We start from the raw sequence: 22,180 nt of genomic DNA, 5'->3' as shown, positions 1-22,180 counted from the left end.
GTCGCGTCGGCTTCGCCGATGACCCTTCGGGTCACCCTTGACACCCGTCCCTCCACCGCGCGTGGACGGCGACCGGACGGCCCAGGGGTGAGGCTCTCGGGGGAGGGGGGTGGCCCATCCCGCTTCGCTGCCGGGTGCGGGCCGGGTCTTCTGGAGTGGCCGTCACGGGGCGGGGTGGCGCGGGCGCGGGTGCTTCGGAGGTGGGTGCCGGTCTCGTCAAGCGGCTGCGGGCCGGATCGCTGTGCGTGGCTGTAATGGGCAGGGTGCGCGGGTGCGCGGGTGCGCGGGTGCGCGGGTGCTCGGGGGTGGGTGCTGGGTTCGTCTGGCGTCCGGCACCTACTTTCACGAAGGCGCGTTCTTGGAGGAAGGGGGCGCGCGTTTTGCGTAACGCGCCTTCTCGGAATTAGGTGCCGGGCCCCCCGCCCCTCGGTGGGGGGAGCGGGTTGGGAATTGACCGTTGATTCTGGTGGTGGATTGCACTCTGTGGGGGGTCTTTCGGGTTCATAGAGTGGTGATCACGACGACAGCGGGGCGAGCCCGCTGCAGCCGAAGGGGACACCATCATGGACAGCAAGAGCACCGGCTTCGCCGCACTCCTCACCCGCGCCTCGGAGGCCGAGACCAGCGCCGACCCGAGCAGCGTGATGACGCTCCTGGCCGACATGGACGGGCCGGACGGCGGGTTCACCGCGTACCGCTCCACGTTCGCCGAGGGGGCCGTCGGCGCTCCCGCGCACTTCCACACCAAGGCCACGGAGCTGTTCTTCGTGATCAGTGGCGCACTCCAGGTCCTGGTGGGCGAGGAGATCACCGTCCTGAACGCCGGTGACTTCCTTGCCGTGCCCCCGAACACCCCGCACGCCTTCGCCGCGGCCCCGGGCCGCACGGCGGACGTCCTGTTCGTCTTCACGCCCGGCATGGCCCGCTTCGACTACCTGCGCCTGCTCGGCAGCGTGATGCGCGGTGAGGCCGACCCGAAGAAGATCGCCGAGTCCTCCGAGCGCTACGACAACCACTACGTCGACAGCCCCGTCTGGCGAGAGGCCATCGCCGCCTCGTGAGCGGGGGCTCGGCCCCACCGCCACTCGGCATGTGGACGCGGTTTGCGTACAGCAGTAAAAGGGCTCCACAATCCTGTCGTGGTCTACTACCTTGGACGGGGTAGTTCAGGTGAGTGGACTGGCCGAGGGCTGGAGAAGTGGAAGGGTTGGCTGTGGACGCGTCGAGGAGTGGCCAGGAGGCGGCACCCGGTGGGCGATGGGGTGCCCTCGGGCCCGTCGGCCTTGTGCTCGCGGGCGGCGTCTCCGTCCAGTTCGGCGGGGCCATCGCCGTGAGCGTGATGCCCAAGGCCGGAGCCCTCGGCATCGTGACCCTGCGGCTTGCCTTTGCTGCTCTGGTGTTGATGATCGTCTGCCGGCCCAAGGTGCGCGGGCACTCGCGGGCCGACTGGGGGACCGTCCTTGCCTTCGGTGTCGCCATGGCGGGGATGAACGGGCTCTTCTATCAGTCCGTCGCCCGGATTCCCATGGGACCCGCCGTGACGCTGGAGGTGCTCGGGCCGCTGGCTCTGTCCGTCTTCGCCTCGCGCCGTGCCGTGAATCTCGTCTGGGCCGGGCTCGCCCTCTGCGGCGTCTTCCTGCTGGGAGGCGGGGGCGGGTTCAGCGGGCTCGATCCCGTCGGTGTCGCGTACGCGCTCGGCGCCGGTGCCATGTGGGCCACGTACATCATCTTCAGCGCCCGTACGGGGCGTCGCTTCCCGCAGGCCGACGGGCTCGCCCTCGCGATGGTCGTCGCGGCCGTCCTCTTCATGCCGCTCGGCCTCATCGAGTCCGGGGAGAAGCTCGTGCGGCCCGAGGTGCTCGCGCTCGGCGCGGCCGTCGCCGTGATGTCCTCCGTGCTGCCGTACACGCTTGAGCTTCTCGCTCTGCGCCGGCTGCCCGCATCCACTTTCGCGATCATGATGAGCCTGGAACCGGCCATCGCGGCTGTCGCCGGGTTCCTTGTGCTGAACCAGGCCCTTTCCGTGAACGAGGCCCTGGCCATCTCGCTGGTCATCGCCGCCAGCATGGGCGCCGTCCGGACCCAGGTCGGGCGCGGCCGGGCCCGGCGCGGGGCCGGGGATGTCGTGTCGGGGGCCACCCCCGAAGCCGTGCTTGTCCCCGCCGAGCAAGCCGCGGACGCCGGGCGGGAAGCCGCGGAACCCGTTCCGGAGACGTCCGGAAAGTAATGCAAGCACGCTTGCTTGTTTCTCCGGGCGCTGCCATGCTCCGGGGCATACCGCCGTGCCCCGAGGGGAGCGCTCCGTGCCCGAAGCTGTGCCCGTACTCGACGATCTGCGCCGTGAGAGTGAGGAACTCGACCAGCTGGTCGAGGGGTTGAGCGAGAAGCGCTGGGCGCTTCCCACCCCCGCCGACGGCTGGACCGTCGCCCATCAGATCGCCCATCTCGCCTGGACCGACCGGGCCGCGCTGATCGCCGTCACCGACGGCGACGCCTTCGGACGGCTCGTCGATGAGGCCCTCGCCGCTCCCGATTCGTTCGTCGACGACGGGGCCGATGAGGGCGCGAAGCTGCCGCCGGGTGAGTTGCTCTCCCGGTGGCGCGCCGGGCGCGACGCCCTGCTGGAGGCGCTGACCGCCGCCCCGCGCGGCACCCGGTTTCCCTGGTACGGGCCGCCCATGTCCGCCACCTCGATGGCGACCGCCCGGCTGATGGAGACCTGGGCCCACGGCCAGGACGTCGCCGACGCGCTGGGTGTCGTGAGGGTGCCGACAGACCGGTTGCGGCACGTGGCCCATATCGGCGTGCGGGCCCGGGACTTCTCGTTCGGCGTACGGGGACTGAGTGCGCCGGAGGGTGCTTTTCGGGTCGAGCTTCGGCTGCCCTCCGGCGAGTTGTGGGTCAGCGGGCCCGAAGACGCCGGCCAGCGCGTGACCGGGCCCGCGCTCGACTTCTGCCTGCTCGTCACGCAGCGCGCCCACCGGGACGACATCGCCGTGCGCGCGGAAGGCGCCGACGCCGAGCGGTGGCTGGGCATCGCGCAGGCCTTCGCGGGGCCGCCGGGACCCGGGCGGCCGGCCAAGGCCGAGGAGCGCGGGCGGTGACCGGCCAAGGCCGAGGGGAGCAAGCGGTGACCGGCCAAGGCCAAGCAGCGCCGTCGGTTACCGCACCGCTGCGCATCGGCAATGCCTCCGGGTTCTACGGCGACCGCTTCGACGCCATGCGCGACATGCTCACCGACGGCCCGCTCGACGTCCTCACCGGCGACTACCTCGCCGAGCTGACCATGCTGATCCTCGGGCGCGACCGGCTCAAGGACCCCGCACGCGGCTATGCGAAGACCTTCCTGCGGCAGCTGGAGGAGTGCCTGGGGCTCGCCCAGGAGCGGGGCGTCAAGATCGTCACCAATGCCGGTGGGCTCAATCCCGGTGGACTTGCCGATGCCGTCAGGGAGTTGGCGGGGCGCCTCGGGGTCGGTGTGCGGGTCGCGCATGTCGAAGGGGACGACCTCGGGCAGCGCTTCCCGGACGCGCTCACCGCCAATGCCTACCTCGGCGGCGCCGGGATCGCCGCCTGCCTGCGCGCCGGCGCCGATGTCGTCGTCACCGGGCGCGTGACCGACGCCGCCCTCGTCACGGGGCCCGCCGCCGCGCACTTCGGGTGGGGGGACGGTGACCACGACCGGCTCGCCGGTGCCGTCGTCGCCGGGCACATCCTCGAATGCGGTACGCAGGCCACCGGGGGCAACTACGCCTTCTTCGGCGGGCGTTCGCAGCGGGAACTGCTCCGGCCCGGCTTTCCGATCGCCGAGATCCATGAGGACGGGTCCAGCGTCATCACCAAGCACGACGGCACGGGCGGCTTCGTCGACGTCGGCACGGTCACCGCGCAGCTGCTGTACGAGACCTCCGGCGCCCGGTACACCGGACCCGACGTCACCGCCCGGCTCGACACGGTCGCCCTCACGCAGGAGGGACCCGACCGGGTGCGTGTCGCGGGCGTGCGCGGGGAAGCCCCGCCGCCGACCCTGAAGGTCGGCCTCAACCGCCTCGGCGGCTTCCGCAACGAAGTCGTCTTCGTCCTCACCGGGCTCGATGTGGAGGCCAAGGCCGCCCTTGTCCGGGCGCAGGTGGAGGATGCGCTCGGGCGCGCCAAGTCCCGACCGCAGGAGGTGCGGTGGGAGCTTGTAAGGGCCGATCGGCCGGACGCCCCCAGTGAAGAGACCGCCTCCGCCCTCCTGCGGCTCGTCGTGCGCGACCCGCAGCAGGACCCCGTCGGCCGCGCCCTGAGCGGCGCCGCGATCGAGCTGGCCCTCGGCAGCTACCCCGGATTCCACGTGACGGCGCCCCCGGGCAAGGGCGCGCCCTACGGAGTCTTCGAGGCCGCGTACGCCGAGCGCGGCACCGTCGATCACGTGGCCGTCCTGCCCGGCGGTGAGCGGCTCCCGGTCCAGATGTCCGGCGACAGCCGCGTACTCGAAGACCTCGACCGGCCGCCCCTGCCCGAACCTCTCCCGCAAGGCCCCACCCGCCGCGCCCCCCTCGGCCTCGTCGCCGGGGCCCGCAGCGGTGACAAGGGCGGGGACGCGAACGTCGGCGTATGGGTGCGCACGGACGACGCATGGCGGTGGCTCGCCCATGAGCTGACCGTCGAGCGGTTCCGTGAACTCGTGCCGGAGGCGGCCGAGTTGACCGTCATGCGCCACGACCTGCCGAACCTGCGGGCGCTGAACTTCGTCATCGAGGGGATCCTCGGCGCGGGCGTCGCATCGCAGGCCCGCTTCGATCCGCAGGCCAAGGGCCTCGGCGAATGGCTGCGCGCCCGCCACCTCGACATCCCGGCCGCACTCCTGGACGTACCGGCCGCACCCCTGAAAGCCATCGATGCGAACGAACCGACGGAGGTACTCCCGTGACCGTCCTCGCGTCCGCGCTCGACCCCGCGAGCGCCGAGTACGCCGAGCACCGCGAGGCCATGCTCGGCAAGCTCGCCGAGCTCGACGCCGAGCAGGCCAAGGCCCTCGACGGCGGCGGCGAGAAGTACGTCGCCCGGCACCGGGGGCGCGGCAAGCTGCTCGCCCGGGAGCGGATCGAGCTGCTCCTCGACCCCGATACGCCGTTCCTGGAGCTGTCGCCGCTCGCCGCCTGGGGGAGCGACTATCCCGTCGGCGCCTCGATGGTCACCGGTATCGGCGTCGTCGAGGGCGTGGAGTGTCTGATCACCGCCAACGACCCCACCGTGCGCGGCGGGGCGAGCAATCCGTGGACGCTGAAGAAGGCCTTCCGCGCGCATGAGATCGGGCATGCCAACCGGCTGCCGTCCATCCATCTCGTGGAGTCCGGGGGCGCCGATCTCCCCTCCCAGAAGGAGATCTTCATCCCGGGCGGTGCGCTCTTCAAGCACCTCACCCAGTCGTCGGCCGCCGGCATCCCCACCGTCGCCGTCGTCTTCGGCAACTCCACGGCGGGCGGCGCCTACGTCCCCGGCATGAGCGACCACGTGATCATGGTCAAGGAGCGCGCCAAGGTCTTCCTCGGCGGGCCGCCGCTGGTGAAGATGGCCACCGGCGAGGAGAGCGACGACGAGTCGCTCGGCGGCGCCGAGATGCACGCCCGCACCTCAGGCCTCGCGGACTATCTCGCCGATGACGAGCGGGACGCCCTTCGCCAGGCCCGGCGGGTCGTGAAGCGGCTCAACTGGCGCAAGGCGTACGCCGATCCGGCCGGGGTCGTCGAGCCGCCGAAGTACGACGAGGACGAGCTGCTCGGCATCGTGCCGGGTGACCTGAAGGTGCCCTTCGACCCGCGCGAGGTCATCGCCCGCATCGTCGACGGCTCCGACTTCGACGAGTTCAAGCCGCTCTACGGGTCGAGTCTCACGACAGGATGGGCGTCCCTGCACGGCTATCCCATCGGGATCCTCGCCAACGCGCAGGGCGTGCTCTTCAGCGAGGAGTCCCAGAAGGCGGCCCAGTTCATCCAGTTGGCCAACCAGCGGGACATCCCGCTGCTCTTCCTGCACAACACCACCGGCTACATGGTCGGCAAGGAGTACGAGCAGGGCGGCATCATCAAGCACGGCGCGATGATGATCAACGCCGTGTCGAACTCGCGCGTGCCGCATCTGAGCGTCCTGATGGGGGCCTCGTACGGAGCCGGGCACTACGGCATGTGCGGGCGCGCCTTCGACCCGCGCTTCCTCTTCGCCTGGCCGAGCTCCAAGTCCGCCGTCATGGGGCCGCAGCAGCTTGCGGGGGTCCTGTCGATCGTGGCCAGGGCCTCCGCCGCCGCCAAGGGCCAGCCCTACGACGACGAGGCCGACGCGGGGCTGCGCGCCATGGTGGAGCAGCAGATCGAGTCGGAGTCGCTGCCGATGTTCCTGTCCGGGCGCCTCTACGACGACGGGGTCATCGATCCCCGCGACACCCGCACGGTCCTCGGCCTGTGCCTGTCCGCGATCCACACCGCCCCCTACGAGGGCGCGCGCGGTGGCTTCGGCGTCTTTCGGATGTGAGGAACTCACCATGATCAGCAGCATCCTTGTCGCCAACCGTGGCGAGATCGCCTGCCGCGTCTTCCGCACCTGCCGCGACCTGGGCATCACCACCGTGGCCGTGTACTCCGACGCCGACGCGGACGCCCTGCACGTCCGTACGGCCGACTCCGCCGTACGCCTGCCCGGTGCCGCGCCCGCGGACACGTACCTGCGCGGCGAACTCATCGTGAAGGCCGCGCAGGCGGCCGGCGCGGACGCCGTCCACCCCGGCTACGGCTTCCTCTCCGAGAACGCGGACTTCGCGCGCGCCGTCCTGGACGCCGGGCTCGTGTGGATCGGACCGCCGCCCGATGCGATCGAGTCCATGGCATCGAAGACGCGCGCCAAGGAACTCATGGGCATCGAGCCGATGGGCGTGGATGGCGTCACCGAGAGCGATCTGCCGGTCCTGGTGAAGGCGGCGTCCGGCGGCGGCGGGCGCGGCATGCGCGTCGTACGTGAACTAGGCGCGCTTAAGGGCGAGTTGATCGCCGCCCGCGCGGAGGCCGCCAGTGCCTTCGGGGACGGCGAGGTCTTCGTCGAGCCCTACCTGGAGGGCGGTCGGCACGTCGAGGTGCAGATCATGGCCGACGCGCATGACACCGTCTGGGCGCTCGGCACGAGGGACTGCACGCTCCAGCGCAGGCACCAGAAGGTCATCGAGGAGTCCCCGGCGCCGGGCCTGGCCCCAGAACTCGTCGATGAGCTGCACGCCCAGGCCGTGCGTGCGGCGCGCGTGACCGGGTATCGCGGTGCGGGCACGGTGGAGTTCCTCGTCGCGGGCGACCGGGCGCACTTCCTGGAGATGAACACCCGGCTCCAGGTCGAACACCCGGTCACGGAGGCCGTGTTCGGCGTCGACCTCGTGGCGCTGCAGATCCAGGTCGCGGAGGGCGCCCGCCTCGCGGAAGAGCCGCCGCCCGCGCGCGGACACGCCGTGGAGGCCCGCCTTTACGCCGAGGACCCGGCGGCCGAGTGGGCCCCGCAGACCGGCACCCTGCACCGGCTCTCCGTGCCGGGCGTGCGGCTCGACACGGGGTACGTGGACGGCGACACGATCGGCGTGCACTACGACCCGATGCTGGCCAAGGCCATCGCGTACGCCCCCACGCGAGCACAGGCCCTGCGCGCCCTCGCGGGCGCGCTGGAGCGCGCGGTCGTCCACGGACCCGTCACCAACAGGGAGTTGCTCGTACGCTCCCTGCGGCACCCGGAGTTCGCCGAGGCCCGCATGGACACGGGTTTCTACGACCGGTACGTCACCGAACTCGCCGCCCCCGCACCCGATCCGTACGCCCCGCTGGCCGCAGCGCTCGCCGACGCGCACGGGCGCTCGCGGTTCGGCGGCTGGCGCAACCTCGCGTCGCAGCCGCAGGTCAAGCTCTTCCGGAGCGAGCCGGACGGCACCGAGCACGAGGTGCGCTACCGGCACACGCGGGAGGGTCTGAGCGCGGAGGGCGTGCGGGTGCTCTCCGTGTCCCGTGAGTCCGTCGTGCTCGAAGTGGACGGCGTACGACGGCAGTTCACCGTCAGTCGCTACGGCGACGACGGTCGCGTGTACGTCGGCAACACCGCCCTCACCGCGCTCCCGCTGCTCCCTGAACCCACCACCCGGCAGGAGCCAGGATCCCTGCTCGCCCCGATGCCCGGCACCGTCGTGCGCCTGGCCGAAGGGCTCGCGGAGGGGGCGCGGGTCACCGCCGGGCAGCCCCTCATCTGGCTGGAGGCCATGAAGATGGAGCACCGCATCTCCGCTCCCGCCTCCGGCACGCTCACCGCCCTGCACGCCGCCCCCGGCCGCCAGGTCGAGGTCGGCGCGCTGCTCGCAGTCGTAGACGTCATTGAAGCCGTTGACGCCGTTGGCGCCGTACAGGAGGAGCAATCCGTATGAGCACCGTCCTCGAAACCGAAGAGCACCAGGCCCTGCGTGCGGCAGTCGCCGCACTCGGCAAGCGCTACGGCCGCGAATACCTCACCCGCGTCGTGCGGGAGGAGGGCCACCCCGACGAACTGTGGGCCGATGCCGCCAAGCTCGGCTATCTGGGCGTGAACCTGCCCGAGGAGTACGGCGGTGGAGGCGGCGGAATAGCCGAACTGTCCATTGTCCTGGAGGAGTTGGGCGCGGCGGGCTGCCCGCTCCTGATGATGGTCGTCTCGCCCGCCATCTGCGGAACCGTCATCGCCCGCTTCGGCACCGATGAGCAGAAACAGGCCTGGCTGCCCGGCCTCGCGGACGGCACCCGCACCATGGCGTTCGGCATCACCGAGCCCGACGCGGGATCCAACTCCCACCGGATCACGACGACCGCCCGCAGGGACGAGGCGAGCGGCGACTGGCTCCTGACCGGCCGCAAGGTGTTCATCTCGGGTGTGGACATCGCCGACGCGACGCTGATCGTAGGCCGCACGGAGGATGACCGGACGGGCAACCTCAAGCCCTGCCTCTTCATCGTCCCGCGCGAGACGGAGGGCTTCCGGCGGCGGCAGATCGAGATGGAACTCCAGGCCCCGGAGAAGCAGTTCGAGCTGACCCTCGACGACGTACGGCTGCCCGCCGACGCCCTGGTGGGCGACGAGGACGCCGGACTGCTCCAGCTCTTCGCCGGGCTCAACCCCGAGCGGATCATGACGGCGGCGTTCTCGATCGGCATGGCGCGGTACGCCCTCTCCCGGGCGGTCGGTTACGCCAAGGAACGCAGCGTGTGGAAGAGCCCGATCGGCGCCCACCAGGCCATCGCGCACCCCCTCGCGCAGTCCCACATCGACATCGAACTGGCCCGCCTGATGATGCAGAAGGCCGCCCGGCTCTACGACGAGGGCGACGACATGGGCGCGGGTGAGGCCGCCAACATGGCCAAGCTCGCGGCTGCCGACGCGTGTGTGAAGACCGTGGACCAGTCGGTGCACACGCTGGGCGGCAACGGCCTGACGAAGGAGTTCGGCCTCGCGTCGCTGATCGTGGCCTCGCGGGTGGCGCGGATCGCTCCCGTGAGCCGGGAAATGATCCTCAACTACGTGTCGCACCAGACGCTGGGCCTGCCCAAGTCGTACTGAGCCGCCCCGCCCCGCCCCGACCTGCCCCGCATCGGTTCTCAACTGCTGGAGATCTCATGGGTCTTGTGTACGCGCCCCAGGAGCGCGGCATCGTCACGCTCACCCTGGACAACCCCGCCAACCGCAACGCCCTCTCGGCGGGACTCCTGTGCGAGCTGGCGGAGGCGCTCGACTCCTGCGGCAAGGACCCGGACGTACGCGCGGTCGTCCTCACGCACACCGGCTCGACGTTCTGCTCGGGCGCCGACCTGCGGGAGCCGCCGGACCCGGCCGTCTTCGTGGCGCTGCTCCGGCAGATCGTGGAGCTGCCGAAGCCGGTGGTGGCCCGGGTGGACGGTCATGTGCGGGCCGGCGGGCTCGGTCTGCTCGGCGCGTGCGACATGGCGGTCGCGGGTCCCGGGGCGTCGTTCGCGCTGACGGAGGTACGCATCGGGGTGGCGCCCGCGGTCATCTCCATGCCGCTGCTCGCCAGGATCGACCCGGGCGCGGCGTCGCGCTACTTCCTCACCGGGGAGCGTTTCGGCGGGGCGGAGGCGGCGCGGATCGGTCTGGTGACGGTGGCGGGGGAGGACGTGGACGGGGAGCTCTCGCCCCTGGCCGAGGGGTTGCGGAAGGCGGCGCCGCAGGCCCTGGCCGAGACGAAGAAGCTGCTCACGGCTAGGGTGCTCGACGCATTCGACCACCACACGGACTCCCTCATCGCTCTGTCCGCGCGGCTCTTCGCATCGGCGGAGGCGCGGGAGGGGATGGGGGCGTTCCTTGAACGACGGGAGTGCCCATGGGTGCTGTGACCGCGGCTGATCGTGCTGATCGCTCGCCCAAGCAGGACCGCAGCCGCGTGACGCGGCAGCGGCTCCTGGAGGCAGCGGTGGCGTGCCTCGCCGAGAGCGGCTGGGCGGGGTCCACGGTCTCCGTGGTCGCCGAGCGTGCGGGGGTTTCGCGGGGGGCGGCCCAGCACCACTTCCCCACGCGGGAGGACCTCTTCACGGCGGCGGTGGAGTACGTGGCCGAGCAGCGGTCCACCGCGCTGCGGGAGCTTCCGGCGCAGGACCGGGCGTCCGTGGTGGCCGCTCTGGTCGATCTCTACACGGGGCCCTTGTTCCGGGCGGCGCTGCACCTGTGGGTGGCCGCGTCGAATGAGCCCCAACTGGGCTCGCGCGTGACGGAGTTGGAGGCGAGGGTGGGCCGTGAGACGCACCGGATAGCGGTGCAGCTGCTCGGGGCGGACGAGTCCCGCCCCGGGGTACGGGAGACCATCCAGGGCCTCCTGGACATGGCCCGTGGACTGGGCCTCGCCAATCTCCTGACGGATGACGGGGTGCGGAGGGAGCGGGTGGTGGCGCAGTGGACGGCGCTGGTGGAGGGGGCGCTGCGCTGAGCGTTCCAAACGCCGGACGGCTGAAAGATTTCCCCGGGCCGGGGGAGAGTCTTCAGCCCGTCCGGCGTTTGAGGACGAACTCGGCGAAGCCGGTGATGACGGCTACCGCGAGATATCCCCGAACCCTTCGACCTCCCGGGGATCCCGCGTCCCCGGCCCCACATACCGGGCCGAGGGGCGGACCAGCCGCCCCGTCCGCTTCTGCTCAAGAATGTGCGCCGACCACCCGGCGGTCCGCGCGCACGTGAACATCGACGTGAACATGTGCGCAGGCACTTCGGCGAAGTCGAGGACGATCGCCGCCCAGAACTCCACGTTGGTGGCGAGGACGCGGTCGGGACGCCGCGCGTGCAGCTCGTCGAGGGCGGCCTTCTCCAGCGCCTGGGCCACCTCGTAGCGGGGAGCGCCGAGCTCGCGCGCCGTGCGGCGCAGGACCCGCGCGCGGGGGTCCTCGGCCCGGTACACCCGGTGGCCGAAGCCCATCAGGCGCTCGCCCTTGTCCAGGGCCTGCTTCACGTACGCGACCGCGTCCCCCGTCCGCTCGATCTCTTCGATCATGCCGAGGACCCGGGACGGGGCGCCGCCGTGCAGCGGCCCGGACATCGCGCCCACGGCCCCGCTCAGCGCCGCCGCCACGTCCGCGCCCGTCGACGCGATGACGCGGGCGGTGAACGTGGAGGCGTTCATGCCGTGCTCGGCGGCCGACGTCCAGTACGCGTCGACGGCCTGGACGTGCTTGGGGTCGGGCTCGCCGCGCCAGCGCTTCATGAAGCGCTCGACGACCGTGTCGGCCTTGTCGATCTCGCGCTGCGGCACCATCGGCAGGCCCTGGCCGCGGGCGGACTGGGCGACGTACGAGAGCGCCATGACGGCTGCGCGCGCGAGGTCGTCGCGGGCCTCCTGCTCGCTGATGTCCAGAAGCGGCTTCAGTCCCCACACGGGGGCGAGCATCGCGAGCGCGGACTGGACGTCGACGCGGATGTCACCGGAGTGCACCGGGATCGGGAACGGCTCGGCGGGTGGCAGGCCGGGGTTGAAGGCGCCGTCGACCAGCAGGCCCCAGACGTTGCCGAAGGAGACGTGGCCGACCAGATCCTCGATGTCGACGCCGCGATAGCGAAGCGCGCCGCCTTCCTTATCCGGTTCGGCGATCTCCGTCTCGAACGCGATGACTCCCTCAAGTCCGGGTACGAAGTCGGACATCAGGCGGCTCCTCGTGATGTGTACGACAGATGGTGGTGACAGACAGCTCGTGACCATGTGTCAGAAATGGGCATTCTCGGTCCGGTTCCGCGGTCTGCCGGTACGTCGATGGCCTCCGGCTTTCGACTCGCGGTCCGGTTCGGTCACCCCGGTGATGCCCCGTGCGGCTGGTGGTCACCCAACCGATACGGCAGCGGAACGATATCCCTTGGTGCCACCCTTGGCGATGGCACGCGGCACTCAGTGCCACACGTCACCTCTCCGTGGTGCACGACGGCCCGCCGGATGACCCTTCGTATACGGCAAGATGACCGCGTGACCGATCGAGCCGCCGCCTCTGCATCAGCTTCCGCATCAGCCTCCTCATCTGCTGCTGCAGCCCCTTCTGCCTCTTCTGCCTCTTCCGCTCCTTCTGCGTCCGATCCCGCCGCCATACGTGCCCACTACGGCGTCGACGGACTCGTCGAGACGGAGCTGCCCGCCACGCCCCTCGAGCTCTTCACGCTCTGGTTCGCGCAGGCGCTCGCCGCTGCCGAGGCGGGCGTGCTCCACGAGCCGAACGCCATGGTCGTCTCGACGGTGGACGCCGCGGGCCGCCCCAGCTCACGCACGGTCCTGCTCAAGGGCATCGACGAGCGCGGCTTCGTCTTCTTCACCAATTACGAGTCCCGCAAGGCCCGCGACCTGGCCGCGAACCCGAACGTCGCGCTGCTCTTCCCCTGGCATCCGATGGCCCGCCAGGTCATGGTCACGGGCACGGCCGAGCGTGTCGCCCGCGAGGAGACGGTGGCGTACTTCCGCACCCGCCCGCACGGCTCCCAGCTCGGCGCCTGGGCCAGCGCCCAGTCCTCGGTCATCGCCACGCGCGACGAACTGGACCAGGCGTACGCCGACTTGGAGGCGCGCTACCCAGAGGGCGAGCAGGTGCCCGCGCCTCCGCACTGGGGCGGCTTCCGCGTCGAGCCCCAGAGCGTGGAGTTCTGGCAGGGCAGGGCGAACCGCCTGCACGACCGCCTGCGCTACGTACGGACGGACCCGGACGCTGCGGACGCCGCGGCCGCTCCGAGCTGGACGGTGGAGCGCCTCAGCCCGTAGCGCCCTACCCCGTGAGGACCCCGTCCAGGAACGGCTGGATCGCCTCGCGCCAGGCCTCCGGCTGGTCGTAGTGCACCAGGTGGCCCGCGTCGGCCACCTCCGCGTACGCCCCGCGGGGCAGCACGCGGACCATTTCCTGGGACTCGGCACGGCCCAGCTCGCCGTCCAGGCCGCGGACGACCAGGGCGGGGCACCGGACCTGCGTCAGGTCCTCCCAGTGGGCGTCGTACACCCAGGTCTCGCGGGACTTCAGCATCTGGTCGCGGTCGAAGACGGGGCGCCAGCCGTCCGGGCCCTCGGTCATCACCTCGGCGAAGAACTCGCCACGCGATGGATTGGGCCGCTCCACCCAGGGATCGTCCTCGCCGAACCACTTCCGTACGTCGGCGAGCGTGGCGAAGGGCACGGGCCAGGCCTTGAACCAGTCCTCCCACTCGCGCTGCGACGCGGCGCCGAGAGCGGAGGCCCGCATGTCGCAGATGATCAGGGCGCGGACGAGGTCGGGGCGCTTCGCGGCGAGCTGCCAGGCGGTGAGCGCTCCCATGGAGTGGCCGATGAGGACGGCGGGGGCGAGGCCGAGCTGGACGAGCGCGGCTTCGGCGTCGTCCACGTAGGCGTCGCGGGTGAAGGGGCCCTCGGGGGGCTTGTCGCTCTGCCCGTGCGCGCGCTGGTCGAGTGCGACCGCGCGATGTCGCTCGGCGAGCCAGCGGGCGGTGCCCGCCCAGTGCGATGCACGGCCCATCAGGCCGTGCAGTAACAGCACGCCTCCGGGCGGCCCGTCGGTCTCCCTGGACTTGGGAGGATCGGCGAACTCCCAGGCGGCTAGGCGTACGCCGCCCGCGCCCGTCACGTCAATGCGCCGCACCATGGTTCCTGGCACCCCCCTTGAATCCACTCGGGCTGAACGCCTGGTTCTGTCACGCACCCCCGCACGCTATCGAACTCGTTTTCGAAAGCGGCCAAATCGCCGGCAACACCCCTCGTTCGTGTGACCACACTCAAGGATTGGCCGCCGCTGCCGAGGGGAGATCTTCATCGGGAGGCGGGCCGCTCGGGGAAAACGGTCCGAGGGGGATGACCCTGGGAGCTCGGGGCTCCGGGTCAGAACAGGGGAGGACAGGCCCCGGCGCTCAAGGGCGCCGGGGCCCTCTTTACGCTCGGGACGTGCCGATACGCCCGGCTCGCGTACGCGCCCCCGCACACCAGATGGGCACATCCTCCTGCCCCCTCCCACGGCCGTGGCGGCCAGACCCGGCGCCGACATGGTCAAGAGCCCTCAGGTCATATGCCTCTCGCGACAGCCTCGCACGCAAAACGTCCGGGCGCTGCGATTCCGCACACTGAATCTTGGACCCCCTTGGGTCCCGGAGTCTTCACAACTGCCCAACAGCTACCGCTAGTTGACGCGAACTCCCGGTAACGGGAGCCGGATTCCGCCGTCACCCGGGGTTGCGGACGTCATCGCCCGGTCCTGCGGACCTCAGCGCTTGGCGACGAAGACGTGCGACGCGACCTCCGCGTCCAGCTCCGCTGCCTCACCGCTGCTGCCCACGAGCACCCCGCCCGCGGACTCCGTCACGCTCACCACGGAGCCGGGCTGCACGCCCGCGCGCCGCAGCGTGTACATCAGCTGCGCGTCCGTCTGAATGGGCTCGCCGATGCGGCGCACCACGACGGTCTTGCCCTCCGCGCCGGGGTCGAGGTCGGCCAGGGAGACCATGCCCTCGTCCAGGAACGGGTCGGCCCCGTCCGTCTCGCCAAGCTCCTCCAGGCCCGGGATCGGGTTGCCGTACGGAGACTCGGTGGGGTGGCGCAGGAGCTCCAGGACGCGGCGCTCCACCGCCTCGCTCATCACGTGCTCCCAGCGACACGCCTCCGCGTGGACCTGCTCCCACTCCAGGCCGATCACGTCGACGAGGAGGCACTCCGCCAGGCGGTGCTTGCGCATCACGCGGGTGGCGAGCCTGCGGCCCTCCTCGGTCAGCTCCAGGTGGCGGTCGCTCGCGACCGCCACCAGGCCGTCGCGCTCCATGCGCGCGACCGTCTGGCTCACCGTCGGCCCGCTCTGGTCGAGACGCTCGGCGATCCGGGCGCGCATGGGGACCACACCTTCCTCCTCCAGCTCGAGGATGGTGCGCAAATACATCTCAGTGGTGTCAATCAGCCCCGACATGGGTGCCCCTCAGATCTCGCTCGTGCGGCCGGCCCTGAACTCAATTCTGACGCATAGCGCCGACAACCGGATCGCGCCAGGAGAAAACCCGGTCCAGGAGGTCTTGACGGGGTGCCCGGGCCGTATTGACAGGGCACTGGTCCAGACCGCAACGTGATCCGCGGCACACGGGAAATACGTGCAGGAAATACGTACACGACATACGTACCCGGAAAGGTTCGTCGGCGCATGGGCTCGAAGAGCGAGAGCAAGCTGGCCGGTCAGTACATCGACGCCGCGATCGGCCTGCTCGGCCGTGTGCGCGACGAGGAGGGCGGGAACGTCGACGCGGCGGGCACGCTGCTCGCCGACGCGGTCGAGGCCGGTGGCAGGCTCTTCGCCTTCGGTGCCGGGCACTCCTCGCTCGCCGCCCAGGACGTCGTCTACCGCGCGGGCGGCCTTGCCCTGATGAACCTCCTCGCCGTCCCCGGGGTCGTCGGCATCGACGTCATGCCCGCCACGCTCGGCTCGGCCCTCGAGCGGGTGGACGGGCTCGCGGGCGCCGTCCTGGACTCGTCACCGGCCCGCCCCGGCGACGCACTCGTGATCATCTCGCTCTCCGGACGGAACTCCCTTCCGGTGGAGATGGCCATGAACGCCCGCGCGCTCGGCCTGAAGGTCATCGGGGTGACGTCCGTGGCGTACGCGACGGAGACGAAGTCGCGCCACATGTCCGGCACCTTCCTGAAGGACCACTGCGACGTCGTGATCGACTCCAAGATCGCCCTCGGTGACGCGGAGCTCGGCCTCGACACGGTCGGCGCGCCCTTCGGGCCCGCCTCCAGCGTGGTCGCCAACGCGATCATGCAGGCGATGATGGCCACGGCCGTCGAGCGTCTTGCCGCGCGGGGCGTCGAGCCGCCGGTGCTGCGGTCGGGGAACGTGGACGGCGGGCACGAGTGGAACGGCCGGGTGTTCGCGGAGTACGGCGACCGGATCTTCTACCGCCGCTGAGCCCCCCGCGGGCCCTCGGGGAAGCGCACCCGCACGCTGAGCCCACCCCCTTCCTCGTTCGCCGACGCGGTCGCCCGTGCCCCGTGCGCGCGGGCGATCGCGGCGACGATGGACAACCCGAGGCCCGCGCCTTCCCCGCGCGCATGCGTACGTTCCCGCAGGCGCCGGAAGGGCTCGAAGAGGTGCGGGACGGTCTCCGGCGGGACGACGGGCCCGGTGTTGGTGACCTCGACGCCGTCCGGTCCTGTGCGCACATCGACCCGGCCGCCCTTGACGTTGTAGTGCACGGCGTTCGCCACCAGGTTGTGCACCAGGCGGTCGAGGAGGACTCCGTCGCCGTACACGGTGAGCGGCTCGGCGTGCAGGCAGAGGGTGACGTCCCGCTCGGACGCCCGGCCCGCGAGCCCTTCGGTCACCGCGTCGGCGACGACGTCGAGGGCGATGGGCTCACGCCGTTCGAGCCCCCGCTCAGAAGTGGCCAGGAGCAGCAGACCCTCGATCAGATGCTCGCTGTCGTCGGCGACGGAGATGAGTTTCGTACGGATCCGGGCCACCTGCCGCGCGTCGGGCTCACCGGCGAGACCGATCTCGGCGGCGGCCCGCTGGACGGCGAGCGGGGTACGCAGCTCGTGCGCGGCATTGGCGGCGAACCGCTGCTGCGCGCTGACCAGTTGCTCTATCCGCCCGAGCATCTCGTCGAAGGTGTCGGCAAGCTGCTTCAGTTCGCCGGGCGGGGCGTCGAGGGCGATCCGCTCGTGCAGGTTCTCGCCGGACAGGCGCCGCGCGGTGCCGGTGATCACGGACACGGGGTGCAGGACGCGGCCCGCCATCCACCAGGCGAGGAGGATCGAGAGCGCCGCGTACACGAACAGCACGATGACCGAAACGGTGAGCAGCCTGCTGAGCGCCGCCTGCTCGGCGACATCGCTGATCCTCGTGACGGCGAGCCCCTGCGTGATGTCGTCGGCCGGGACGCTTTTGGTCGGCATCGGCCTCGCGACCGACGCCGACGCGGCCGGGGTGGGCAGCAGCCAGGGCGGGTTCATCCTGCGGGCGGGGACGGCGGTGGTGACGGCGGTGCTGATCGAGGAGTAGAGCCCCTGCCGCACCAGGAAGTAGACGAGCCCGGTGAGCAGTGCCCCCGCGAGGACGAGCATGCCGCCGTAGAGGGCGGTGAGGCGGCCGCGTTCGCTGCTGAGGCCGCCGACGAGGCGCCTTCGGCCGCCGACGAGGGGCCTTCGGTGGACCCTCCTCACGCCGACCAGCCCGTGATCCGGTAGCCCGCGCCCGGGACCGTCTCCACCACCGGGGGGTCGCCCAGCTTGGTGCGGAGCTTGGAGAGGGTGACGCGGACCGCGTTCGTGCGGTAACTGGTGTCCTCCTCCCAGACCTGTTCGATCAGGTCGTCACCGCTGACCACCGCGCCCTCAGCCCGGAGCAGCGCCTCAAGGACCGCGAACTCCTTGCGGGAGAGCGCGAGATGGCGGCCGTCGCGGCTGGCCTGGCGGCGGGCCGTGTCCAGGACGAGGCCCGCGCGTTCGATGACGGGCGGCAGCGCGGGGCGCGTGCGGCGGCCGAGGGCGAGGACGCGGGCGAGGAGCTCGTCGTACGCGAAGGGCTTGGTCAGGTAGTCGTCCGCGCCGAGGCCGAGGCCCGCGACCCGGTCCCGGATCGTGGCCGAAGCCGTCAGCATCAGGACGCGGGTGAGCAGCCGCTGCGACACCACCCTGCGGCACACCTCGTCGCCGTGCAGGCCCGGCAGGTCCCGGTCCAGGATGACGACGTCGTACTCGCCGAGCTGGAGCTTGCGCAGCGCCGTCAGGCCGTCGGCCGCGACGTCGACCGCGAGCGCGTCGCGGCGCAGCCCGTCGGCGATCATCTCGGCCAGGAATTCCTCGTCCTCCACCAGCAGTACGCGCATGCGGCCCTGTGTACCTGAAGTGCACCTTTCGTCGGTGTAAGCGTCTCCGTTGAGAGAAACGAAACCTCCCTTCCCGCGAGCCTGTGCGCGACAACGCGACAACGCGACCAGTGAAGTGAAGGGGAAGCCATGAGGACTCGTACGCGCTCAACGGCCATCGCATCGGGGTTCGCCGCACTCGCCCTGTTCGCCGGAGCCTGCTCCTCCGGCGGCGGCGAGAGCAGCCAGGACAAGGCCGACGGCGGCAAGGGCAAACAGGCCGACGCCGCCTTCAAGGAGCGCGAGTGCCTGCGCAAGCACGGCCTCAAGGTGTCCGAGCCCAAGTCGGGCGAGGACACCCGCGGGATCACCATCGGCGGTGACATGAGCAAGGAAAAGATGGAGGCCGCGATGAAGGCCTGCACAGGCAAGGGCGGCAGCGCGGGCGGCGGCAAGGTCACGCAGGCCGACAAGGACAAGATGCTCAGGTACGCCCAGTGCATGCGCAAGAACGGCTACGACATGCCCGACCCGAAGTTCGACGGCGGCGCGATGCAGGCCCAGCCCATGCCGAAGGGTGCTGAGGTGAAGAAGATGGAGAAGGCCGCCAAGGCGTGCAAGGACATCGTCGCGTGAGGCGCCGCACCGCCGTGGTCGCCACCGTGGTGGCCCTGATCGCGATCACCGGCGGCGGCGTCGCCGTCACCGCCATCGCCGACAACGGCAAGGACGAGTCCGTGAGCCAGGACGCCGGACTCCCGTCCGCCACCGCCCCCGTCGAGCGCGGCGACCTCAGCAGCGGAACCCAGACCGACGGCACCCTCGGCTACGCCAAGGAACGCAAGGTCAACGCCGGCACCACCGGAACCCTGACGTGGTCCACGGGCAGCGGCTCGACGATCAAGCGCGACGGACGCCTGTACGAGGTCAACGGCGTCCCCGTGCGCCTCATGTACGGCACCGAACCCATGTACCGCACGCTGAAGACCGGCGACGAGGGCAACGACGTACGGCAGCTGGAAGAGAACCTCCAGGCGCTCGGGTACGGAGCCGGGCTCGCCGTCGACGACGAGTACACGGCAGGCACCGCGGCGGCCGTCAAGCAGTGGCAGAAGGCACACGACCGCAAGCAGACGGGGCGCGTCGGGCCCGACCAGATCGCCTTCTCGCCGGGCGGCGTCCGCGTGAAGTCCACCGAGTCGGCCGTCGGCGACCAGGTCGCGCCGGGCAAGCCGGTGCTCAGCACGACGGGATCCGAGCGGGTCGTACGTTTCCAGCTCGACGTCGCCGAGGGGAAGCTCGCCAAGGTGGGCACCAAGGTGACCGTGGACCTGCCGGACGGCTCGACGGCCAAGGGCGAGGTCGCATCCGTCGGCAAGACCGCCAAGCCGGGCGACGACCCGGCCGACAAGACCCCCAAGATCCCGGTGACGGTCTCCTTCGACGACCCCGGCAAGGTCGACGGCTTCGACCAGTCCCCTGTGACGGTCAACCTCACCGGAGAGACCCGCGATGACGTCCTCTCCGTCCCCGTCAACGCCCTCCTCGCGCTGCCCGGCGGCGGCTACGGCGTCCAGGTCGTCGAGCACGGCCGCGCCCGCCAGGTGAAGGTCGAACTCGGCATGTTCGGTCAGGGGCGCGTCGAGGTCACCGGCGGCGGCCTGCGGGACGGCATGAAGGTCGGGGTGCCCAAGATATGAGCGCCGTCGTGGAGTTGGGCGGGGTCACCAAGGAATACCCGGGCGGTGTTGCCGCCCTGCGCGGCGTGGACCTGCGGGTGGAGGAGGGCGAACTCCTCGCCATCGTCGGCCCTTCGGGGTCCGGCAAGTCGACGCTGCTGCACATCATCGGCACGCTCGACCGCCCCTCGGAGGGCTCGGTGGCCATCGCGGGACACGACGTCGCGACGCTCGCCGACCGCAGCCTCTCCGCACTGCGCGCACGGCACATCGGCTTCGTCTTCCAGGCGTTCCACCTCGTGCCGGGGATCAGCGCACGCGACAACGTGGCGGAGGGGCTCCTGTACTCCGGGCTCTCGCGCTCCGAGCGCCGCGCGCGGGCCGCGGAAGCCCTTGACCGGGTCGGCCTCGCGGACCGCATGAAGCACCGCCCGCACGAACTCTCCGGCGGCCAGAAGCAGCGCGTCGCCATCGCGCGCGCCGTGGTCGGGGCGCCGGACCTGCTCCTGGCCGACGAGCCGACCGGGGCACTCGACTCGGCTTCGGGCGAGGCGGTGATGGAGCTCCTCCACGACCTGAACGCGGAGGGCGCGACCATCGCCGTCATCACGCACGACGCGGAGATCGCGGAGAGACTGCCGCGGCAGGTGCGGATCCGGGACGGGCGGGTGGTGGCGGACGTCCGCGCCGCAGCGGCCGGTACCGGTGAGGGGGTGCTCGCCGGATGACCCGTACGAAGAAGGTCAGGAACGCCCGGCTCAAGGCGGCGCGGCTCGGGCCGCGGGACGTCCTGCACGTCGGCTCGGCGGGGTTGCGCAGCCGCCCCGTGCGGGTCGTGTTGTCGGCGCTCGGGATCGCCATCGGGATCGCCACGATGATCGCGGTGGTCGGCATCTCGTCGTCCAGCAAGGCCCAACTCATGGAGGAGCTGGACGAGTTGGGCACGAACATGCTGGTTGCCTCCCCGGGGGAGCCCATGTTCTCCGGCGAGAAGGTGGTGCTCCCGCGCGACGCCGCGGGCCGCGTCTCCAGGGTGAAGGGCGTACGGGACGTCGGCGCGACCGGCGACCTCGAACGCACCGTGCGGCGCAGCGAGAAGATCCCCGAGGACGAGACCGGCGGCATCTCCGTCAAGGCGGCGACCGAGGGCCTGCTGAAGGTGCTGCGCGGCGAGATGGGGCACGGCACGTGGTTCAACGCGGCCAACAGCCGCTACCCCTCGATCGTCCTCGGCCATGTCGCTGCCGACCGCCTCGGCATGACTCAACCGGGCCAGCAGGTCTGGGTGGACGACCGGTACTTCACGGTCGTCGGCATCCTCGACCCGCTGCCGCTCTCGCCCGACGTGGAGCGCTCGGCCCTGGTGGGCTGGGAGGCGGCGAAGAGCGAGCTCGGCTTCGACGGCCGCCCCACGTCGGTGTACGAGCGGTCGACGGACGCCTCGGTGCACGAGGTCCGGAGCCTGCTCGCGGCCTCGATCGACCCGGAGAACCCGCGGAACGTCCAGGTGACCGACCCGTCATCGGCGCTCAAGGCGAAGGCGGCGACGGAGGGAGCGTTCTCCACGCTGTTGCTTGGGCTCGGCGGGATCGCCTTGCTGGTGGGAGGTGTCGGGGTGGCCAACACCATGATCATCTCAGTCCTGGAGAGACGGTACGAGATCGGTCTGCGCCGCTCGATGGGCGCGACGAAGGGGCAGATCCGCATCCAGTTCGTGACGGAGTCCCTGATGCTGTCCGGCCTCGGCGGCCTTGCGGGGATCGCGCTCGGCGCGGCGGCGACGGGCGCGTACGCGGTGTCGGGCGGACTCCCCTGGGTGGTCCCCCTGTGGGCGGTGAGCGGCGGCTTCGGCGCGACGCTGGCCATCGGGACGGTGGCGGGCCTGTACCCAGCGGTACGAGCGGCCCGCCTCTCGCCAACACTGGCCCTGCACGCTGCCTAGCCGGCGGGGCGGGCGGGTTCTGAACTGCCGGGTCCAGTCGGGCTGGGTGTGGGCGGACTTTGAACTGCCGGGGTCCAGTCGGCTGATGGAGGGACCCAAGACCGCCGCTTCGCGGCGGATTCTCCCCACCCGCCCACCCGTTTACCCGGCGACGGATGATCACCCACCCGATGCGCTGCGGGGCAATCGGGTGGGCGGGCGGGAAAGATCCGCCGCGAAGCGGCGGGCC

20 protein-coding genes are annotated in these 22,180 nt (G+C 71.2%); 15 read left to right on the top strand and 5 right to left on the bottom strand.

What is annotated here, in order from left to right; translation table 11 throughout:
• The first annotated feature begins 563 nt into the window (after window positions 1-563).
• From ABD378_RS12630 to ABD378_RS12590, 9 genes are all read left to right on the top strand, one after another.
• Window positions 564-1,061, top strand: coding sequence for a cupin domain-containing protein (locus ABD378_RS12630; RefSeq protein ID WP_344520763.1), 498 nt, complete (start codon window positions 564-566; stop codon window positions 1,059-1,061).
• Between the two features lie 152 nt (window positions 1,062-1,213).
• Entirely contained in the window at window positions 1,214-2,227 is a 1,014-nt protein-coding gene (locus ABD378_RS12625) for an EamA family transporter (protein WP_344520761.1), read from the top strand.
• A gap of 76 nt (window positions 2,228-2,303) precedes the next feature.
• Complete coding sequence (locus ABD378_RS12620; RefSeq protein ID WP_344520760.1) at window positions 2,304-3,104, top strand: TIGR03084 family metal-binding protein; 801 nt, start codon at window positions 2,304-2,306, stop codon at window positions 3,102-3,104.
• Between the two features lie 116 nt (window positions 3,105-3,220).
• The gene (locus ABD378_RS12615) at window positions 3,221-4,915 is read left to right on the top strand and encodes an acyclic terpene utilization AtuA family protein (protein WP_425583835.1); all 1,695 of its coding nucleotides are present in this window, start codon (window positions 3,221-3,223) and stop codon (window positions 4,913-4,915) included.
• Window positions 4,912-6,513 carry an acyl-CoA carboxylase subunit beta gene (locus tag ABD378_RS12610; protein WP_344520757.1) on the top strand — a complete coding sequence of 534 codons (1,602 nt, stop codon included), beginning with the start codon at window positions 4,912-4,914 and terminating at the stop codon, window positions 6,511-6,513. The genes ABD378_RS12615 and ABD378_RS12610 overlap by 4 nt, the downstream gene beginning before the upstream one ends.
• 10 nt (window positions 6,514-6,523) lie before the next feature.
• Window positions 6,524-8,425, top strand: a complete 1,902-nt coding sequence (locus ABD378_RS12605) for an ATP-binding protein (protein ID WP_344520756.1) — start codon at window positions 6,524-6,526, stop codon at window positions 8,423-8,425.
• Window positions 8,422-9,588: an acyl-CoA dehydrogenase family protein gene (locus ABD378_RS12600; protein ID WP_344520755.1), complete on the top strand. Its 1,167-nt coding sequence runs from the start codon at window positions 8,422-8,424 to the stop codon at window positions 9,586-9,588. Before ABD378_RS12605 ends, ABD378_RS12600 begins: the two co-directional genes overlap by 4 nt.
• Window positions 9,589-9,644: 56 nt before the next feature.
• Window positions 9,645-10,379 (top strand): enoyl-CoA hydratase family protein, encoded by a 735-nt coding sequence (locus ABD378_RS12595; RefSeq protein WP_344520754.1) that lies wholly within the window; start codon window positions 9,645-9,647, stop codon window positions 10,377-10,379.
• Window positions 10,367-10,966, top strand: a complete 600-nt coding sequence (locus ABD378_RS12590) for a TetR/AcrR family transcriptional regulator (RefSeq protein ID WP_344520753.1) — start codon at window positions 10,367-10,369, stop codon at window positions 10,964-10,966. Before ABD378_RS12595 ends, ABD378_RS12590 begins: the two co-directional genes overlap by 13 nt.
• A gap of 102 nt (window positions 10,967-11,068) precedes the next feature.
• On the opposite strand, the gene ABD378_RS12585 is transcribed toward ABD378_RS12590, so the two are convergent.
• Window positions 11,069-12,169, bottom strand: coding sequence for a citrate synthase 2 (locus tag ABD378_RS12585; protein WP_344520752.1), 1,101 nt, complete (start codon window positions 12,167-12,169; stop codon window positions 11,069-11,071).
• 315 nt (window positions 12,170-12,484) lie between these two features.
• Here ABD378_RS12585 and pdxH point away from each other — a divergent pair, with 315 nt between their 5' ends.
• Window positions 12,485-13,264 (top strand): pyridoxamine 5'-phosphate oxidase, encoded by a 780-nt coding sequence (pdxH, locus tag ABD378_RS12580; protein ID WP_386544713.1) that lies wholly within the window; start codon window positions 12,485-12,487, stop codon window positions 13,262-13,264.
• A gap of 4 nt (window positions 13,265-13,268) precedes the next feature.
• Here the strand turns inward: pdxH and ABD378_RS12575 are convergent, their stop codons facing one another.
• Window positions 13,269-14,132, bottom strand: a complete 864-nt coding sequence (locus tag ABD378_RS12575) for an alpha/beta fold hydrolase (RefSeq protein ID WP_344520751.1) — start codon at window positions 14,130-14,132, stop codon at window positions 13,269-13,271.
• A gap of 612 nt (window positions 14,133-14,744) precedes the next feature.
• Entirely contained in the window at window positions 14,745-15,437 is a 693-nt protein-coding gene (locus ABD378_RS12570) for an iron-dependent transcriptional repressor DtxR (RefSeq protein WP_344520750.1), read from the bottom strand.
• Window positions 15,438-15,665: 228 nt separating this feature from the next.
• Between ABD378_RS12570 and ABD378_RS12565 the strand changes: the two genes are divergently transcribed.
• Window positions 15,666-16,430 carry an SIS domain-containing protein gene (locus tag ABD378_RS12565; RefSeq protein WP_344520749.1) on the top strand — a complete coding sequence of 255 codons (765 nt, stop codon included), beginning with the start codon at window positions 15,666-15,668 and terminating at the stop codon, window positions 16,428-16,430.
• Here the strand turns inward: ABD378_RS12565 and ABD378_RS12560 are convergent.
• Entirely contained in the window at window positions 16,418-17,587 is a 1,170-nt protein-coding gene (locus ABD378_RS12560; protein WP_344520862.1) for a sensor histidine kinase, read from the bottom strand. The two genes, ABD378_RS12565 and ABD378_RS12560, sit on opposite strands and share 13 nt — an antisense overlap.
• 95 nt (window positions 17,588-17,682) lie before the next feature.
• The gene (locus tag ABD378_RS12555) at window positions 17,683-18,351 is read right to left on the bottom strand and encodes a response regulator transcription factor (RefSeq protein ID WP_344520748.1); all 669 of its coding nucleotides are present in this window, start codon (window positions 18,349-18,351) and stop codon (window positions 17,683-17,685) included.
• Window positions 18,352-18,480: 129 nt separating this feature from the next.
• On the opposite strand from ABD378_RS12555, the gene ABD378_RS12550 reads away from it, so the two are divergent.
• Genes ABD378_RS12550 through ABD378_RS12535 form a run of 4 tightly spaced genes read left to right on the top strand, consistent with a single transcriptional unit; the run spans window position 18,481 to window position 21,951 of the window.
• The gene (locus ABD378_RS12550) at window positions 18,481-18,966 is read left to right on the top strand and encodes a hypothetical protein (RefSeq protein ID WP_344520747.1); all 486 of its coding nucleotides are present in this window, start codon (window positions 18,481-18,483) and stop codon (window positions 18,964-18,966) included.
• The gene (locus ABD378_RS12545) at window positions 18,963-20,030 is read left to right on the top strand and encodes a peptidoglycan-binding protein (RefSeq protein ID WP_344520746.1); all 1,068 of its coding nucleotides are present in this window, start codon (window positions 18,963-18,965) and stop codon (window positions 20,028-20,030) included. Before ABD378_RS12550 ends, ABD378_RS12545 begins: the two co-directional genes overlap by 4 nt.
• Window positions 20,027-20,737, top strand: coding sequence for an ABC transporter ATP-binding protein (locus tag ABD378_RS12540; RefSeq protein WP_344520744.1), 711 nt, complete (start codon window positions 20,027-20,029; stop codon window positions 20,735-20,737). Before ABD378_RS12545 ends, ABD378_RS12540 begins: the two co-directional genes overlap by 4 nt.
• On the top strand, window positions 20,734-21,951 hold the full coding sequence (locus ABD378_RS12535; RefSeq protein ID WP_344520743.1) for an ABC transporter permease: 1,218 nt from the start codon (window positions 20,734-20,736) through the stop codon (window positions 21,949-21,951). The genes ABD378_RS12540 and ABD378_RS12535 overlap by 4 nt, the downstream gene beginning before the upstream one ends.
• Window positions 21,952-22,180: the final 229 nt, after the last annotated feature.

The sequence above is a fragment of the Streptomyces rectiviolaceus genome (assembly GCF_039533825.1).
Lineage (GTDB): Bacteria > Actinomycetota > Actinomycetes > Streptomycetales > Streptomycetaceae > Streptomyces > Streptomyces rectiviolaceus.
This window is presented reverse-complemented; position numbering and strand designations above follow the sequence as displayed.